The organism is Aeromonas sp. FDAARGOS 1408 (assembly GCF_019048665.1).
GTDB lineage: Bacteria > Pseudomonadota > Gammaproteobacteria > Enterobacterales > Aeromonadaceae > Aeromonas > Aeromonas dhakensis.
In genome coordinates, this window is record NZ_CP077394.1 from 2807911 (window position 1) to 2823658 (window position 15748).

The 15748-nt window shown below is 60.3% G+C and carries 13 protein-coding genes; 2 read left to right on the top strand and 11 right to left on the bottom strand.

Features of this window, described 5'->3' with window-relative positions:
* Positions 1–432: 432 nt before the first annotated feature.
* The gene (locus tag I6L38_RS12795) at positions 433–1671 is read right to left on the bottom strand and encodes a uracil-xanthine permease family protein (RefSeq protein WP_019839748.1); all 1239 of its coding nucleotides are present in this window, start codon (positions 1669–1671) and stop codon (positions 433–435) included.
* A 305-nt stretch (positions 1672–1976) separates the two neighbouring features.
* Between I6L38_RS12795 and I6L38_RS12800 the strand changes: the two genes are divergently transcribed.
* On the top strand, positions 1977–3203 hold the full coding sequence (locus tag I6L38_RS12800; RefSeq protein ID WP_216988579.1) for a hypothetical protein: 1227 nt from the start codon (positions 1977–1979) through the stop codon (positions 3201–3203).
* Positions 3200–3541, top strand: a complete 342-nt coding sequence (locus I6L38_RS12805; RefSeq protein ID WP_216988580.1) for an RT0821/Lpp0805 family surface protein — start codon at positions 3200–3202, stop codon at positions 3539–3541. The genes I6L38_RS12800 and I6L38_RS12805 overlap by 4 nt, the downstream gene beginning before the upstream one ends.
* Before the next feature lie 86 nt (positions 3542–3627).
* Here I6L38_RS12805 and I6L38_RS12810 read toward each other — a convergent pair whose 3' ends face one another.
* The 10 genes from I6L38_RS12810 to I6L38_RS12855 all read right to left on the bottom strand — a co-directional run bounded on the left by I6L38_RS12810 (position 3628) and on the right by I6L38_RS12855 (position 15564).
* Entirely contained in the window at positions 3628–5343 is a 1716-nt protein-coding gene (locus I6L38_RS12810; protein WP_010633297.1) for an NAD-dependent malic enzyme, read from the bottom strand.
* Between the two features lie 236 nt (positions 5344–5579).
* Positions 5580–6551, bottom strand: coding sequence for a formate dehydrogenase subunit gamma (locus tag I6L38_RS12815; RefSeq protein ID WP_017765091.1), 972 nt, complete (start codon positions 6549–6551; stop codon positions 5580–5582).
* Complete coding sequence (gene fdh3B, locus I6L38_RS12820; RefSeq protein WP_005303185.1) at positions 6548–7207, bottom strand: formate dehydrogenase FDH3 subunit beta; 660 nt, start codon at positions 7205–7207, stop codon at positions 6548–6550. The genes I6L38_RS12815 and fdh3B overlap by 4 nt, the downstream gene beginning before the upstream one ends.
* A 4-nt stretch (positions 7208–7211) precedes the next feature.
* The gene (locus I6L38_RS12825) at positions 7212–10100 is read right to left on the bottom strand and encodes a formate dehydrogenase subunit alpha (protein WP_216988581.1); all 2889 of its coding nucleotides are present in this window, start codon (positions 10098–10100) and stop codon (positions 7212–7214) included.
* A 23-nt stretch (positions 10101–10123) separates the two neighbouring features.
* Positions 10124–10327 (bottom strand): transcriptional initiation protein Tat, encoded by a 204-nt coding sequence (locus I6L38_RS12830; RefSeq protein ID WP_005303194.1) that lies wholly within the window; start codon positions 10325–10327, stop codon positions 10124–10126.
* A 69-nt stretch (positions 10328–10396) separates the two neighbouring features.
* Positions 10397–11017, bottom strand: a complete 621-nt coding sequence (locus tag I6L38_RS12835) for a molecular chaperone (RefSeq protein ID WP_017785182.1) — start codon at positions 11015–11017, stop codon at positions 10397–10399.
* Positions 11018–11027: 10 nt separating this feature from the next.
* Positions 11028–12761 carry a 4Fe-4S dicluster domain-containing protein gene (locus tag I6L38_RS12840; RefSeq protein ID WP_216988582.1) on the bottom strand — a complete coding sequence of 578 codons (1734 nt, stop codon included), beginning with the start codon at positions 12759–12761 and terminating at the stop codon, positions 11028–11030.
* Between the two features lie 103 nt (positions 12762–12864).
* On the bottom strand, positions 12865–13458 hold the full coding sequence (locus tag I6L38_RS12845; protein WP_216988583.1) for a DUF3306 domain-containing protein: 594 nt from the start codon (positions 13456–13458) through the stop codon (positions 12865–12867).
* Positions 13451–14005, bottom strand: coding sequence for a DUF3305 domain-containing protein (locus tag I6L38_RS12850; protein ID WP_216988584.1), 555 nt, complete (start codon positions 14003–14005; stop codon positions 13451–13453). Before I6L38_RS12850 ends, I6L38_RS12845 begins: the two co-directional genes overlap by 8 nt.
* Positions 14006–14415: 410 nt before the next feature.
* On the bottom strand, positions 14416–15564 hold the full coding sequence (locus I6L38_RS12855) for a hypothetical protein (protein ID WP_216988585.1): 1149 nt from the start codon (positions 15562–15564) through the stop codon (positions 14416–14418).
* Between the last annotated feature and the right edge of the window lie 184 nt (positions 15565–15748).

Sequence of the window (15748 nt, forward strand, 5' to 3'; positions counted from 1 at the left end):
ACGACCCTTATCGGATCGTGCCGGCTTGCACGGTTTGCCGCGCCTTCGTCATGTCGGCGGCAAGCAGATGGGGTGGTTTAACAGGGTGCAACGGCAAGAACAGCATCAGTAAGAAGAGAGGAAGATGCATCCCATGATGGGGGGCGTAAACGCCTCTTTTTTCATACTGATCCGCACAGCACAGTGTCAAACCTGACCTTTAGCAAAGGTCAGGAACAGGGATCCGTCAAATGGTGCCCTGGCTAGACAGGCTTCAATCAACCCCTATTTTGAGGCTGGCGGATACTCTCGGACGACAACGCCTGCCGGTGAGCAAGTTATTGACTTTATACGTATTAAGACTCCACCGGCCCAGCGATGTGTCAGATGGCGGAAAAGAGAGAGGCCACCCTGAGGTGGCCTCTGCAAGACAGGGATACGCCGTCCGTTGACTCAATCCTTGGCGCTTTCCATGGCACCCTCTTCGGAGTGCTGGGGCAGGATGAGGTTGAGCAGGATGGCGGCCACCGAGGCCAGACCCACGCCCGCCAGGGCGAAGTCACCGATCTTCATCTCCAGCGCGCCGACACCCACGGTCAGGGTCACGGCCACGATGGCGATGTTGCGCGACAGTCCCAGATCCACCTTGGACTCCACCAGGGTCTTGAGACCGATGGCGGCAATGGATCCGAACAGCAGCAGCATGATGCCGCCCATCACCGGCATCGGGATGGAGGTGAGCAGGGCGTTGAACTTGCCGAAGAAGGCCAGAATGATGGCGAACACCGCGGCCCAGGTCATGGTGACCGGGTTGAAGTTGCGAGTGATCATTACGGCGCCGGTCACTTCGGCATAAGTGGTGACGGGAGGGCCACCGATGAAGCCGGCGAAGCAGACGCCGATGCCGTCACCAGCCAGGGTACGATGCAGACCCGGGTTCTTGGTGTAATCCTTGCCGGTCACGCCACCGATGGCCAGCACGCCACCGATGTGTTCGATACAGGGGGCAATGGCTACCGGCAGCATGAACAGCGCCGCTGCCCAGTTGATCTCCGGGGTCACGAAGTGGGGCAGCGCCAGCCAGGGGGCGTTGACCATGCCGTCGAAACTCACCTGACCCATCAGCACGGCAGAGACATAGCCCGCAATCACGCCACACAGGATGGGGATGAGCTTGATCCAGCCCTTGCAGAACACCGCCGCAATCAGGGTGACCGCCAGCGAGATGCCGGCCAGGGTCAGCGCCGTCGAGGCAGGCATCACCTGCTCACCGCCGGCACGGCCCATGGCCATGTTGCAGGCCACCTGGGCCACCGACAGGCCGATCACCATGATCACCGGGCCGATCACCACAGGCGGTAGCAGTTTGTGCACAAAGCCCATGCCGCGGGCGCGAATGAGCGCAGCCAGGATGAAGTACATGAAACCGGCGGCAAACAGACCGAACATGGTGGAGGGCAGGCCCCAGGTCTGAGTGGCGTAAATGATGGGGGCGATGAAGGCAAAGCTGGAACCGAGGAAAATCGGGACCTGGCGGCGGGTGCAGAGCTGGAACAACAGGGTGCCTACACCGGCGCCAAGCAGGGCCATGGAGGGGTTCAGTCCGGTGAGCAGGGGCACCAGCACCATGGCACCGAAGGCGACAAACAGGATTTGCAGCCCGGCGACGCTTTGCTTGACTAAGGAAAACATGGATGTCCTTAATTTTTTGATAACTGACAGGGATATTTGACACTTTTCAGTTATCACAAGACTTTTTCAAGGCATTGAATGAGCCATTTGGCGTCATTTGTTGCCTCTTACTGCTTGGGGAGGGCATGAAACTGGCTTTTTAGGCGGGATTCGTTGCTACAAGCATCGAGGAAGCCATTTTACGCACTTTTATGGCCGGCGCCAATCGTTTTTCCATGCTGTTTTGTTTGTCAATGGCTCCCCTGCCCCTCCATCAGCCCGCCCTATACTTGATGACGTGAACCCAGCCGGACAAGGAGTCCCCCATGTCACTGCCCGCTTTCAAGCCCAGCCAGCGCCGACTGCTGGTGGGTTCGGCCATCGCCCTGGCCCTGTTTGCCACCCCGCTGAGCTATGACTTCAGCCACCATCAGTGGCAGGTGAATCAGGCCTATGCCAAGTCCTGTTTCGTGACCGGCACCCCCATCCTGATGGCCGACGGAGAGGCGCGTCCCATCGAGACCCTGCAGGCCGGTGAACGGGTGCGGGATCAATATGGCCGCAGCAACCTCATCCTCGCGGTCGAGCGGGTGCTGCTGGGAGAGCGCCGTCTCTATGGAATCAACCGGCTGGCTCCCTTCTTCACCGCCGAGCACCCCTTCCTGACCACCCGCGGCTGGGCGGCCATCGCGCCGGCCATGACCCGCACCGAAAACCCGACCCTCGCCGTGCTGCCGCTTTTTACCGGCATGCACCTGCTGGGCTGGTCTGAGCATGGCAACGCAGGCAACCTGGCGCTGGCCCCGCAGCCCGCCCTGTTGCTGGTGGAGTCCCTCTGCTGGATTGACGCCCCGCCCACCACGGCACTGTTCAACCTGATCCTGGATGGCAGCCACAGCTATGTCGCCAATGGGCTGATCGTTCACAACAAGGATGGCGACGGCAATAGCGGTGGGGGTGACAGTGGTGGTGGAAGCAGCAGTGGTGGCGGCGGTAGTAGCAGTGGAGGTGGAAGCAGCAGCGGTGGAGGTGGCAGTGACAGCGACGGCGGCAGCAACAGTGACGGTGGTGGCAGTGATAGCGACGGCGGCAGCAACAGTGGCGGCGGCAGTGACAGCGATGGTGGCAGCCATGGCGCTGACGACAACGGCGGTGGGGAGCACGCCGGCGGCGAGCAACATGCCGGAGGGGATCGCCATGCAGGTGGTGAACAGCATGGCGGCGGGGAGCGTCACGCCGGCGGCGATCGTCACGGTGGTGGACGAGGCCTGGGCAATGGCCTCGATGACAACGGAGTGGATGCCGTCGATGCCAATGGCAACGAGATCCGGGGGGACGGTACGGTCGATGACAACAGCATGGATGCCGTCGATGCCAACGGCAACGAGATCCGGGGGGATGGCACAGTCGATGACAACGGCATGGACGCCGTCGATGCTGACGGCAACAAGCTGCGGGGGGATGGCACGGTCGACGATCGCGGCCAGACCCTGACCGATGCACAGGAGCAGGCCTTGATCCAGCAAGGGTTCAACAGCAAGGAGCAACCATGAGCCGCTATCTGCTGATCTGCCTGGCGCTGTGGTTGTCCGCCTGTGCCACCCAGCCAGCCGCCCCGCTCTACCACCAGATGGACAAGCAGGACGTGGCGCTGGCCAACCAGGCGCTGGCCGAGGCGCTGCAAACCCGCCCCAAGGGTCAGAGCCTCACCTGGTTCAACCCCGCCAGCCGTCACTCGGGCAGCGTCACGCCGCTGCGCACCTTTCGCCATCCCAACGGTCTCTGGTGTCGCGACTATCACGAGCAGCTCTACGTAGGCCAGGCCAGCCAGCAGTGGCAGGACACCGCCTGCCGCAGCAAGGCGGGGCACTGGCTGCCGCTGCGCGGCTGACAAGATAGCCGACCGCTCAGGTGACAAAACAAGAGGGGTGGCCATGGCCACCCCTCTTCATTGCAACTATTGCCAGCTTGCGTCCGTCATACCCGGCGGTAGGGCAGATAGACCGGCTCCCACATGTGGTTGAGGATGTGCTGCTGCAGATCCTGACCGATCAGCGGGTGGGAAGGATCCCGCCGCACTATGTCCTTGAGCACCGCCGTTGCCACGTGCACCGAGATGCTGCGCAGCTCGCGAATGCGCGGATAGACGGCCCCTTTGGCCAGGTCCACCTCGCTCACGCACTCCGCCAGCGCAAAGGCGGCGGTGGTGAAGATGTCCGGCGTGATCTCGCGGATCTGGCTGACGATGGCTGCCAGCCCCACCCCCGGGAAGATGAAGACGTTGTTGCCCTGGCCGACCCGGAACTCCTGCCCCTCGTAGTGCACATCCTTGAACGGGCTGCCGGTGGCGACGATGGCCTTGCCCTGGCTCCAGCGATAGATGTCCTCCGGCAGCGCCTCGCAGTTGGCGGTCGGGTTGGAGAGCGGGAATACCATGGGGCGCGCACAGTGGTTGAGCATCAGCTGGATATGCTGCTCCTTGAAGGCGCCACCCGCACCGCTGGTCCCCAGCAGTACCGTGATGGGCACGTGACGCAGCACGTCGGTCAGGTTGGCCTTGCCGGGCACTTCGGTATCCCAGCCCGACAGCAACAGGCCCGGCTTGGCATAGCGACGCTTGTATTCGTCCAGCCCCTCACGGTTGTCACACACCAGCCCCTGGGTATCCAGGATGTAGATGCGATCGCGGGCCGCCTGGGGATCCAGCCCTTCGCGGATCATGCCCGCACAGATCTGATCCGCCACCCCGACCCCGCCGGCACCGGCGCCATAGACCAGGTAGTTCTGCTGGCCCAGGGTCTCGCCCTTGACCTTGACCGCCCCTATGATGCCCGCCAGCACCACGGCCCCGGTCCCCTGGATGTCGTCGTTGAACGATGGCAGGGACTGCTGATAACGGGAGAGGTTGTTGAAGGCGTTGGACTTGCTGAAGTCCTCCCACTGCAGCACCGCATTAGGGAAGTGGCGCTTGACCCCGGCCACGAACTTGTCGATGAAGTCGTCGTACTCCTTGCCGCGAATGCGCTTGTGGGGCTGGCCCAGATACATGGGGTCATCCAGCAGCGCCTGGTTGTCGGTGCCCACGTCCAGCGCGATGGGCAGACAGCAGGCGGGATGGATGCCGGCACCCAGGGTATAAAGGGAGAGCTTGCCGATGGGGATGCCCATGCCGCCCACCCCCTGATCACCGATCCCCAGGATCCCCTGGCTGTCGGTCACGACTATGATGCGCACCGACTTGGCATCGAGATGACGGGCCAGGGAGCCCATGTCCTCGACGTTCTTCGGGGTGATGTAGAGGCCGCGTGGCTTCTGGAAGCGGTGGCTGAACTCCTGACACGCCTTGCCCACGGTCGGGGTATAGATGTAGGGGGTCATCTCCTCCACGTGGCGTGCCAGCAGGGCGTAGAACAGAGTCTCGTTGCGATCCTGCAGGGCCCGCAGGTTCTGGTACTTCTCGATGTCGCTGCAGGCGCTCAAAAAGCCCTGATAAACCCGCTCAAGCTGGGCTTCAAACGTTTGAACCTGGGGAGGCAACAGGCCGTCGAGCTCGAAGTCGGCGCGCTCCTGTTCGGTGAAGGCGGTACCCTTGTTGAGATTGCGATCGTTGAGCAGATCGGTGCCAGTCAGTGCAACGGGGCGAAAATCTTGTCCCTGTGCATCTTTCCACAGCAGATATTGTCCGGTAGCCATAGTCATTCTCTTTGATTTACGTGAAATTGCCGTTCGGCAGGAGAGCAAGACTCATAATGAAATCAATCATATGACGTTTGGTCGTTTCATTTTGTGAGCTTGGGCATACCCTGCGGCCAAAAACCGTGGCAGGACGGACTTTGGCCTCATTCAGACCATTCATATCGGTTAAGTTGCGCGCACAAAAAAGGGCGCCGCAGCGCCCCTTCTCTTTCATCCTGATGTCGCGGTCAGTCTCAGCCTGACTTGCCTGCCTTCGGCTCGTCGAGCTGGTGCTTCACCTCTTCATACCAGAGGTCGTGGTGCTCCCTGGCCCAGGTCTCGTCCACCTCGCCGGTCACCATCCCCTCCAGCGCCCCTTCCAGCTGGAACAGGCCCATGTAGATATGGAAGATGAAGCCGCAGATGAGGATCAAGGCGCCTACGATGTGGATGAAACTGGCCCACTCCATCTGGCGGCGCAGCTGGCCGAAGATGGGGAAGTCCAGAAACAGCCCGGTCGCCACGACGATGCCGCCAAACCAGATGAGCAGCCAGAAAATGGCCTTCTCGCCGCCGTTGGAGAAGCCCGCCGAGGGGTGACTCCCCTTGTGGGGGCCCAGCATGCCGCCCGCCTTCATGAACCACTGCACATCCACCATGTTGACGATGTTGTGACGGAACCACTTGATGAGCACTCCCATCAGGCAGAGGAAGAAGAGCGGCCCCACATAGTTGTGGAACACCTTGGCGAACCAGATCCAGTTCTCCCACACCCCCATGCTTACCACCGGCTTGATGAAGTGCTTGCCGTAGATGATGGCCAGCCCCGAGCCGGACAAGGTCAGGAACATGCCCGCCGTGGTCCAGTGCAGCGCCCGATCGAGCCGGCTCCAGCGCTTGAGCTTGCGCCCGGTGCGCGGTTTGGAGAGCTTGGTCGGTCCCACCACCCAGTACATCAAGCCGCACATGGCCAAAGAGCCGAAGATGGCGATGGCACCCAGCGGCGACACCCATTTGGTTTTCACCTCGAACCAGAGCTGGCCCGGCACCGAGATGAGCACCCCGTGCTCCGGCGAGCGGGAGGTGGTCACCCCCTCCTGCCCATCCTTCACCGCGCGCCAGTAGTCGGCGCCGGCAAAGCCGATCGTCTCCTTCTGGGCATCGGCAAAGCCAGGTGCACTGAACAGCAGCAAGGCTGTCAGCAACCCTGTCAGCCAGTGTCTCATTGGCCACCCTCCTGCTTGCCAGGCTTGAGCCCCTTGCCTCTGCCATCGCGGGGTTGGCTGGCGTCGTGGAACAGATCCTGCTCATCCCCGCCCCAGCCCGCGTGAGGCGCACCGCGATAGGCCACCCGCTCGCGGAAGATGTCGGAGATGACCTGCGCATCCCCCGCCAGCAGCGCCTTGGTGGAGCAGAGCTCGGCACACATGGGCAGCTTGCCCTCGGCGATACGGTTGGCACCGTACTTCTGGCGCTCCGCCTCGCTGTGATCCTCTTCCGGGCCACCGGCGCAGAAGGTGCACTTGTCCATCTTGCCCCGATCGCCAAAGGCGGCGGTTTTCGGGAACTGGGGCGCCCCGAACGGGCAGGCAAACAAGCAGTAGCCGCAACCGATGCAGAGATCCTTGTTGTGCAGCACTATGCCGTCGTCGGTGTGATAGAAGCAGTCGGCCGGGCAGACCGCCATGCAGGGGGCATCTGTGCAGTGCATGCAGGCGACCGAGATAGAGGTCTCACCCGGCAGGCCGTCGTTGAGGGTCACCACCCGGCGGCGCTGGATGCCCCACTCGAGGGCATCGTCGTTCTCGTTCTTGCACGCCGTCACACAGCCGTTGCACTCGATGCAGCGCTTGGTGTCACACATGAATTTCATTCTGGCCATGGGATCAGGCTCCTACTTTGCGAAAACGGCACAGGGTGACCTTGGTCTCCTGCATCTGGGTGACCGGGTCATAACCATAGGTGGTGACTATGTTGACCGACTCCCCCAGCACATAGGGGTCTGACCCTTCCGGATATTTGGATCGCAGCTCCTTGCCCTCGAAGTGGCCGCCGAAGTGGAACGGCATAAAGGCGAGCCCCGCCTTGACCCTTGGGGTCACCAGCGCCTTCACCTTGACCCGACCCCCTTCCGGCCCCTCGACCCACACATCCTGACCGTCGCGCACGCCGACGTCGTTGGCATCCGCCGGGTTCATCTCGACAAACATCTCCTGCTGCAATTCAGCCAGCCAGGGGTTGGAGCGGGTCTCGTCGCCGCCCCCCTCGTACTCCACCAGACGGCCGGAGGTGAGGATGATCGGGAACTCCTTGCTGACATCCTTCTCCTGCACCGAGGCGTACTGGGTCGGCAGGCGCCACAGGCTCTTGGCGTCCGGCCAGGTGGCGTAGTCGGCCAGCAAGTCGCGGCGCGGGGTGTAGAGTGGCTCGCGGTGCTTGGGCACCTGATCCGGGAAGGTCCACACCACGCAGCGCGCCTTGGCGTTGCCGTAGGGCACGAAGCCGTGCTTGATGGCAACCCGCTGGATACCGCCAGAGAGGTCGGTCTTCCAGTTCTTGCCCTCGGCCTCTTTCTTCTCGGCCTCGGTCAGCTCATCCCACCAGCCAAGCTGCTTCATCAGGTCGGCAGTGATCTCGGGATAGCCGTCTTCCACTTCGCTCCCCTTCGGCCAGGAGTCTTCCGCCAGCAGCGAGACGCCCTGATACTCGATGCCGAAACGGGCGCGGAAACCGCCACCCCCTTGCGAGACCGGAATGCTGGTGTCGTAGAGGATATGGCTGCCCGGGTGCTTCATCTCCGGGGTGCCCCAGCAGGGCCAGGGCAGACCGTACACTTCGCCACTGACCGGGCCACCTTCGGCCTTGAGGTTGGTCTTGTGGAAGGTATGCCAGTTCTGCTGGTGCTCCTTGAGCCGCTCCGGGCTCTGACCGGTGTAGCCCACGCTCCACATGCCGCGGTTGTATTCGCGGGTGATGTCTTCCAGGAGCGGCTCGTTGTTCTCCACCTTGATGTGCTTGAACAGCTCATCGGCAAAGCCGAGCTTCTTGCTCAAGAGATACATGATCTCGTGGTCCACCTTGGATTCGAACAGCGGCTCAACCACCTTGTCACGCCACTGCATGGAGCGGTTGGTGGCGGTGACGGAACCATAGGTCTCGAACTGGGTGGTGGCCGGCAGCAGGTAGACGCCGTCGGTGCGATCATTCATGACGGCGGCGACTGTGGGATACGGGTCGACAATCACCATCATGTCGAGCTTTTGCATCGCCTTCTTCATTTCCGGGCCGCGGGTCTGGGAGTTGACCGCATGGCCCCAGTAGAACATGGCGCGGATATTGGAGCCCTGCTCGATGAGATCGGCATTCTCCAGCACCCCGTCCACCCAGCGGGAGACCGGAATGCCGTTGTTGTTCATCGGCAGCTTGCCGTTGTAGGCCTTGTTGTCAAAGCGGGCCTTGATCCACTCGTAATCGACGTCCCACACCCGGGCCCAGTGCTTCCAGGAGCCCTCTTCCAGCCCGTAGTAACCGGGCAGGGAATCGGAGGTGACGCCAAAGTCGGTGGCGCCCTGCACGTTGTCGTGGCCACGAAAGATGTTGGTGCCCGCCCCGCTCTTGCCCACGTTGCCAAGGGCCAGCTCGAGGATGCAGTAGGCGCGGGTGTTGTTGTTGCCTGTGGTGTGCTGGGTACCGCCCATGCACCAGACCACGCAGCCGGGGCGGTTGTCGGCCAGCAGCTTGGCAGCGCCATAGACCTGCTGCTCGTTGAGGCCGGTCACCCGCTCTACTTCGGCCGGAGTCCAGCGCGCCACCTCTTTTTGCACCTCGTCCATGCCGTAGACGCGGGTGCGGATGAACTCTTTGTCTTCCCAGCCGTTCTTGAAGATGTGCCAGAGCATGCCCCAGATAAAGGCGACGTCGGTGCCCGGGCGCAGGGAGAGGTACATGTCCGCCTTGGCAGCGGTGCGGGTGCGACGCGGGTCGACCACCAGGATCTTGCAGCCGTTGCGCTCTTTGGCCAGCAGGATGTGCTGCATGGCGACCGGGTGGGCCTCCGCCGGGTTGGAGCCGATGAACATGATCGACTTGCTGTTGTGCATGTCGTTCAGGCTGTTGGTCATGGCGCCGTAGCCCCAGGTGTTGGCGACCCCGGCGACCGTGGTGGAGTGGCAGATCCGCGCCTGGTGATCCACGTTGTTGGTGCCCCACAGGGACGCCATCTTGCGAAACAGGTAGGCCTGCTCGTTGGAGTGCTTGGCGGAGCCGAGCCAGTAGACGCTGTCGGGGCCGGACTCCTTGCGAAGGCGCAGCACCTCGTTGCCCACCTCTTCGATGGCCTGATCCCAGCTGATGCGCTGCCACTTGCCTCCCACCAGCTTCATCGGGTACTTGAGGCGACGCTCACCGTGGCCATGCTCACGCAGGGCCGCCCCCTTGGCGCAGTGACCGCCGAGGTTGAAGGGGTGATCGAAGGCCGGCTCCTGACCGGTCCAGACGCCGTTCTGCACCTCGGCATAGACGCCGCAACCCACCGAGCAGTGGGAGCAGATGGTGCGCTTCACCTCGACCGGCACCCCGGCCGCCACGGTCTTGGCCTCGGCCCGCTGCATCATGGCCGGTGCCAGCCAGCCGGCCGCCACGGCGCCGCCAGCCACCAGACCGGAATTGACCATAAAGGCGCGACGGGTCAGCCCCTGACCGCGAGCGTTTGCATTACTCTGCAAGTGGCCCTGCTCGCCCGCCTGGGGCTGCTCGGCACGTTTCGTCAGTTTCATGAGTTCTCCTTCACTGAGCCGGCTCAGTCGGTGCCGCGCAGGGTGCGATAAAAGTCGTGAACATGGGGGGTCTCCCGATAGCCCTTGTCAGGCTCGGTGTCGTGAGTCAGCACCTCCTTGCCCACCACCCGGCCGGTGGCACCGGCCAGCACACCTATGGTGGCAACCACCCCCACCCCCTTGATCAGATTGCGGCGGGACGGGTCTTTCAGCTGTTCATCGCTCATCTTTCTGTGACCTCTGTTGTTATGGTCGGCTGCGGTGAGCCGGTTTTGCTATGAGTGGGCGGCGCAGCGTCATGGCAGCGTCACCACCGGGCTGCCAAAGGGCAGGCGCAGTTCCTGTTCCAGTTTGAAAAAGTCTTCGGCAAGGGCCCCGACCGCCCGGTAGAAGCTGCCCCCTTTCGCCTGTTGCTGATCGCGGCAGCAGGCGAGTACCCAGGGGGCAAGGTGGCGTTCATAGAAGCGGTTGCGATCCGGGTGCTGCTCGGCAATCAATACCGCCATCACTTCGCACAGGGCAGCCAGGTGATCTTCCGGCTCGCACACCCCGCTCTGGCGCTCGAAGCCAAGCGACTGCAGGTCAGCGCGCAGCACCGCCAGCGGCAGCTCCATCAGGGAGCCGGTGAGATACCAGGAGGCAAACGGCACTATCTCCCCGCGCCCCAGCCCGATAAAGAGATCCTGATACTCCTCGGCAAGCTCGTGCTCGTGATGGCTGCTGGCCGCCAGTTGCACCAGCCCCAGCCCTCTGGCAAAGGGGCCGGGCATGGCCTGCAACCCTTGCAGCCAGGCGAGCTGTTCGCCACAGGGGGCGGCGCGCCAGAGGCTCGCCAGCAGGGCGTAGAGATCGGCGCTGCTCTGTTCCAGTTCGGTCATGGTCAGTTCGCCAGCCTTTTCGTTATGTTGTTCGCTCATCACTGACCCCTCACACCTTGAGCTGGGAAACGGGATCCGCCGCCAGCGCCGCAAACACATCCTTCACCCGGCAGTCCTCGCACATCAGCAACCGCTGGGCGGCTTCGTTCTGGAAGTGGGAGTGACCAGCCAGTTTCTGCTGGATGCGGCGGATAAGGGAGGCCGGCGCGAACGGCTTGGCGCAGCGAATGCAGCAGGCCGCCTCCTCGGCTTTGAGGCTCTGCACGGCGCGGCGTGCCTCGGGCACAGGTTGCAGGCGGGGCGTGAGCACTATGGCCTGCTCGGGGCACGCCTTTTCGCACATGCCGCACTGGATGCACTCCTGCTCGATAAAGTTGAGGCCGGGCGCATGGCCCACCGCATGCAGGGCGCGGCTCGGGCAGACCGCCACGCAGCCCATGCAGAGGGTGCAGTCAGCTTCTTTCAATTCAACGCTGCCGTAAGGGGCGCCGTGGGGCACAACCAGCGGCTCGCGGCGCCCCTCGTTGGCCTGCCAGAGGGCATCGAAGGAGGCGAACAGGTTCTCCCGTTTGTCTCCTTTGAGCGGCTTGTCCAGCAGGGCTGAGGCTGGCTCACAGGAGAGCGGCTTATCTAGTTCGACATCCGGGTTAAACAGGGCGATGCGATCTGCTGTGAGGCCGGCGCCCGCCAAGAGCACAGCGGCGCTCGCCAGCTCCCGCTCGACCAGCGCGCGAACGCTGGCGGGGGCATCATCGCCCAGCACGATGCGCACCGCGCTGGCGCCATAGGCAAGGGCGGCGAACCAGCTCTCGATGCCTAAGCTCGCGCTCTCCTCCACCCAGACCGGCAGCCAGTTGGCGGGCAGGCGGGTGAGTTCGGCTTCCACCCATTCGCGCTCGTTTTCACCGGCGATCAGCAGCTGAGGTGCGTCGCCCCCCGCCTCCCGGTAGTGCTTGAGCAGGCGCAACAGGTAGTCACCGCTGGTATTGGCATCGGGCTGGTGATAGCCGATGGCGCCAGTCGGACAAGCCGAGGCGCAGCTACCAAAGCCCTGACAGAGATGGGGATCGATCTGGATACGACCATTGACGTGCTTGAGGGCATCGGTCGGGCAGACATCGAGGCAGCGGCTGCAACCTGGCACACCGCGGGCGGTAAAGGCGCAGGCCTCGGGGTCGAGGCGAAAATAGCGCGGCTTGTCGAAGATACCGGTCAGCGCACAGAGTTCGGCGAGTCGTTCGGCCAAGCCAACATCATCTACCAGATGCAGATAACCCACCGGCGGGCGCTCCAGCGCAAACAGCGGGGTCGTACCCAGATCGGCCACCAGATCAAAGCGCGGTTCGCTACTCACCGTCGCTTGTTGTGGAAAACAGAGCGCAGCCAGAGAAATACGCTCACCCTGCCCATTGAGGCCGGTGAGCTGAAACTGGCCGAGATACCCTGTCAGGCTCGGCTCGCGCAGGGTCAGGGCATCCAGGGTGGCGGTAGCCTCGAAGATGGCCTCGAGATCCGCCGCCTCGGCGTCATGGACCGACTCGGTCACCAGCAGGGTCGGCATCACGCCTTGGGGCAGCAGGCTGGCGGCGCGGCGAATGCGATCCTCCGGGCCGACCAGCAGCAGGCGCCCCTGACTCTGGTAAGAGACAGTGGCCGGGATCAGGTTGTCGGTCTTGACCGTATGCTGCAGGGCATAGGCGCGAGCGCGCGCGTTGTGCTCGGCCGCCCCCGCCCCGTGGGCCAGATTTGGGCTCAGATTTGGCAATGTTTGTTCAGTGCTCACATACACTCCTGCGCGCGCCACCTCATGGGATGGGCGCTTGTTGGTAAGCCGAGAGAGCAAGAGGCGAGCCAACTCCCCCGGAAAAAAAGTGACTGACAGGGAGTCAGGATCCTGAGGGTTCCATTCCCCCACCTTTGGTTGGGACATTTTGTCCACCAGAGGAAACCAAAATGTCCCGATCGTCGGTGTGGGTTTGAGAATGGTTATCAGCCAGCTCGTCGGCGGAAGGTTCGCTGACAAGCGCCACCGGTTCAGCGAATCCGCTGGCCGGATTGGTCGATTCGCTCTCCGGGGCGGTTACCTGATCTACCAGCCAGTTGCGCAGCCCGGCGGTCAGGGCCGCAGGCAGCAATTCGGGCTGGCTGAAATCCTGGGTGTAGTCGTCGAGCCCATCCGGTTTATGGCTGCGAAACATGGCGCGCAGCGCCTCCCTGTCGGGGAGTTTTGCCTTGCCCGGCTGAGCTGTTGTTAGCTGCGGTTCGCCACTCTCGGCCCCCTCAATGGCAAGGAGTTCACTGCTCCCCTTGTCAGTGCTGACTACGGGGCTATCCAGTGCAGTATCTGGAGTTTCAGCTTCGCCACTGCCTTCGGTGGGGGCGGCAACTGCCTCGGGGCTAACCTCTTCCCTCGGCTGCAATACCTGATGCTTGCGCGCCTCACTCTTGCGAGACGACCAGCGTTTGAGGAACTCACTCATGGGCGCGATTTCCGCTGTCACTGCCACGCTCGCGGCCATCGGGGCCGGTGGCTTTAACGGCGCCGCAATTGACTGGTTCTGCGGCATCGACACCCAACTGATCCTGCGCTCGCCCCTTGCCCTTCTTGCCCTTGCGACGGGCCTCCAGCAGCTCGCCGTGACGACCGATAAAGGCCTCCACCCAGGCTTGCAGCGCCTCGGGCAGCGGGCAGGAGAGCACCTGCCGCTCGCCATCCATATAGGCCGCGGCCACGGTCTGGCTCAGGGTCAGGCCGTCGGCCACAAAGCCATTGTCCACGCGGCTTCCGGTGACAAACAGGCGTGGCGAGCCGGAGCTCAGGTTGAAGCGATAATCCCCCCGCTCGTCGCGAAACAGGGTAAGGGGCAAGGCACCGGCAGCCTCGGGGTCGGCGGGGTGGAGCGCCGCAATCTCGAAACGGCGGCTCTGCCAGCGGCCAACCTGGCTGTCGATGGCCTTTAACTCCAGTTGCAGCCAGCGCTGCGGGGGCAAGGTATTGGTGGTGTCTTGCACTGTCACGGCTCCCATCAGAAGGTCTCTGCCGGGCCGCCCTCCCCCGTGATCCACCCCGTTAGGGGCGGATCACAGCAGGAGATTCATGGCGGCCACAGCCATCAATGGGATAAGACTTAGCAAGAGTGGGGCCAAGGCCGGATTGATGGCTGATGGGGGCTTTGATACGGGTTGGCGTGTCGTGCGGGATATGAGTTGGCGCGGGCGTAGGTTGGTGCAGAGCGCAGCGAAGCCCAACATGCGGCGTAAAACTAATCCGCCGGAACATTAATAAGTAGGGATGGCAATAATCGAATAACACCGGATTATCCGATTATTGCCTTGATAAGGCTGTGTGCGGTAAACGTTGGGCTTCACTTCGTTCAGCACCAACCTACAATTTAACCCTACATCCGAGATAAACAACAAAGTGAACAAAATATCTTTCAGGCTTTTTTAACAACAGCTCTGAAATCAACCATATGGTCAGAGAATAAAAGACCAATCCTTCCTGTTTTACTATTGAAACCTAACTGCTCTTTATCCATAATCATATCAATTTCTTGTTTTACCTCAGGGGTAAGTTTACTGAGGATATAATTTATAAAATCATCTACCACTTTTTTATCCTCATGTATTTCTTCAAATTTCACTGACTGCATTGAAACACCAATAGATTTATCCCAAAAATCCCCATATTGAATAAAAATAGGTACTTTACCCTTAAAAAACACATCACCTATTGATAATTTATTAACCTCAATATTGCCATGTAGCAAGTCATTTCTTTCATTCATCAGCGTGTGAAACTTCTTACACGCCTCTGAGCTATAGTCAATCGAAGAACAAAAGCCAATGCAGTTTAAATTTAACGACTGAACCCTTATATCTATCGGTTGCCTGATAGCATTCTTAAAAAGTCGATCATTATTTTTTATTTCTTTCCGACACAAAACAAATAGCAGCAAGTTAACAAAAGACTCTGCAAGAACAGGCAGCATAGAGCGCAGACCAAATGTTAAACCAACGGCATAACTGTATTTATCTGAGACTGCGTCCCAACGAGCTTGATAATTAGCCCAGTCTTTTTCAGAATTGGGTTGTGGGACTTTATCTTCTTGAATATTAATATTCAGTTCGTCTAGTTTAGAAAAATGAAGATTTACAGCCGACTCTATTCTTTTATATGGATTGACAAACTGAGTCCATTTTTCAAGCTCTTTCCTTACTTCAGATATTCTCTGACCATACACTCCTATATCCGATTTTATTTGGTGAATGAAATCATGTAGTGATAATTCTTTCCCTGCAAAATCACCAATTAAATGAACTTCACTACGGAAATTATGCCCTTGGATGGATGTAAGACCATAATCACCCACAAGTGTCCACTCCCAATGAATCAAGTTGTCTGAATCATCAGCTCTGAGAAAATTCTGAATTCCATTCGGGGGACCAAATTTAGCATACAAGTAGCAATATAAATCTAGAGGTTTAATCTCATTAGTAAACTCCCATATCTCAACTTTTCTGGGAAGCTTATCTCCTTGCAATATTTTCATTAAACATGATGGATGAATGCTTTCTAATTTCAAGAAGTAATTCTCCACTGAGCCTCCAAACATTCCTTTAAATTAAAAAAATGACTATTTTTCTAAAAAACAGCGTAACAGATAAATATAAACATTTATATCTAAATTGCCGCATAGAATACTTTACATTACTGATATTCGCATTAGTTATGTATTCAATCCTTTGTGCTATACAATCACGATTAGG

Excerpts from the sequence above, each read along its gene's own strand:
- I6L38_RS12795 (WP_019839748.1), bottom strand. The coding sequence starts at position 1,671 with ATGTTTTCCTTAGTCAAGCAAAGCGTCGCCGGGCTGCAAATCCTGTTT.
- I6L38_RS12800 (WP_216988579.1), top strand. The coding sequence starts at position 1,977 with ATGTCACTGCCCGCTTTCAAGCCCAGCCAGCGCCGACTGCTGGTGGGT.
- I6L38_RS12805 (WP_216988580.1), top strand. The coding sequence starts at position 3,200 with ATGAGCCGCTATCTGCTGATCTGCCTGGCGCTGTGGTTGTCCGCCTGT.
- I6L38_RS12810 (WP_010633297.1), bottom strand. The coding sequence starts at position 5,343 with ATGGCTACCGGACAATATCTGCTGTGGAAAGATGCACAGGGACAAGAT.
- I6L38_RS12815 (WP_017765091.1), bottom strand. The coding sequence starts at position 6,551 with ATGAGACACTGGCTGACAGGGTTGCTGACAGCCTTGCTGCTGTTCAGT.
- fdh3B (WP_005303185.1), bottom strand. The coding sequence starts at position 7,207 with ATGGCCAGAATGAAATTCATGTGTGACACCAAGCGCTGCATCGAGTGC.
- I6L38_RS12825 (WP_216988581.1), bottom strand. The coding sequence starts at position 10,100 with ATGAAACTGACGAAACGTGCCGAGCAGCCCCAGGCGGGCGAGCAGGGC.
- I6L38_RS12830 (WP_005303194.1), bottom strand. The coding sequence starts at position 10,327 with ATGAGCGATGAACAGCTGAAAGACCCGTCCCGCCGCAATCTGATCAAG.
- I6L38_RS12835 (WP_017785182.1), bottom strand. The coding sequence starts at position 11,017 with ATGAGCGAACAACATAACGAAAAGGCTGGCGAACTGACCATGACCGAA.
- I6L38_RS12845 (WP_216988583.1), bottom strand. The coding sequence starts at position 13,458 with ATGAGTGAGTTCCTCAAACGCTGGTCGTCTCGCAAGAGTGAGGCGCGC.
- I6L38_RS12850 (WP_216988584.1), bottom strand. The coding sequence starts at position 14,005 with ATGGGAGCCGTGACAGTGCAAGACACCACCAATACCTTGCCCCCGCAG.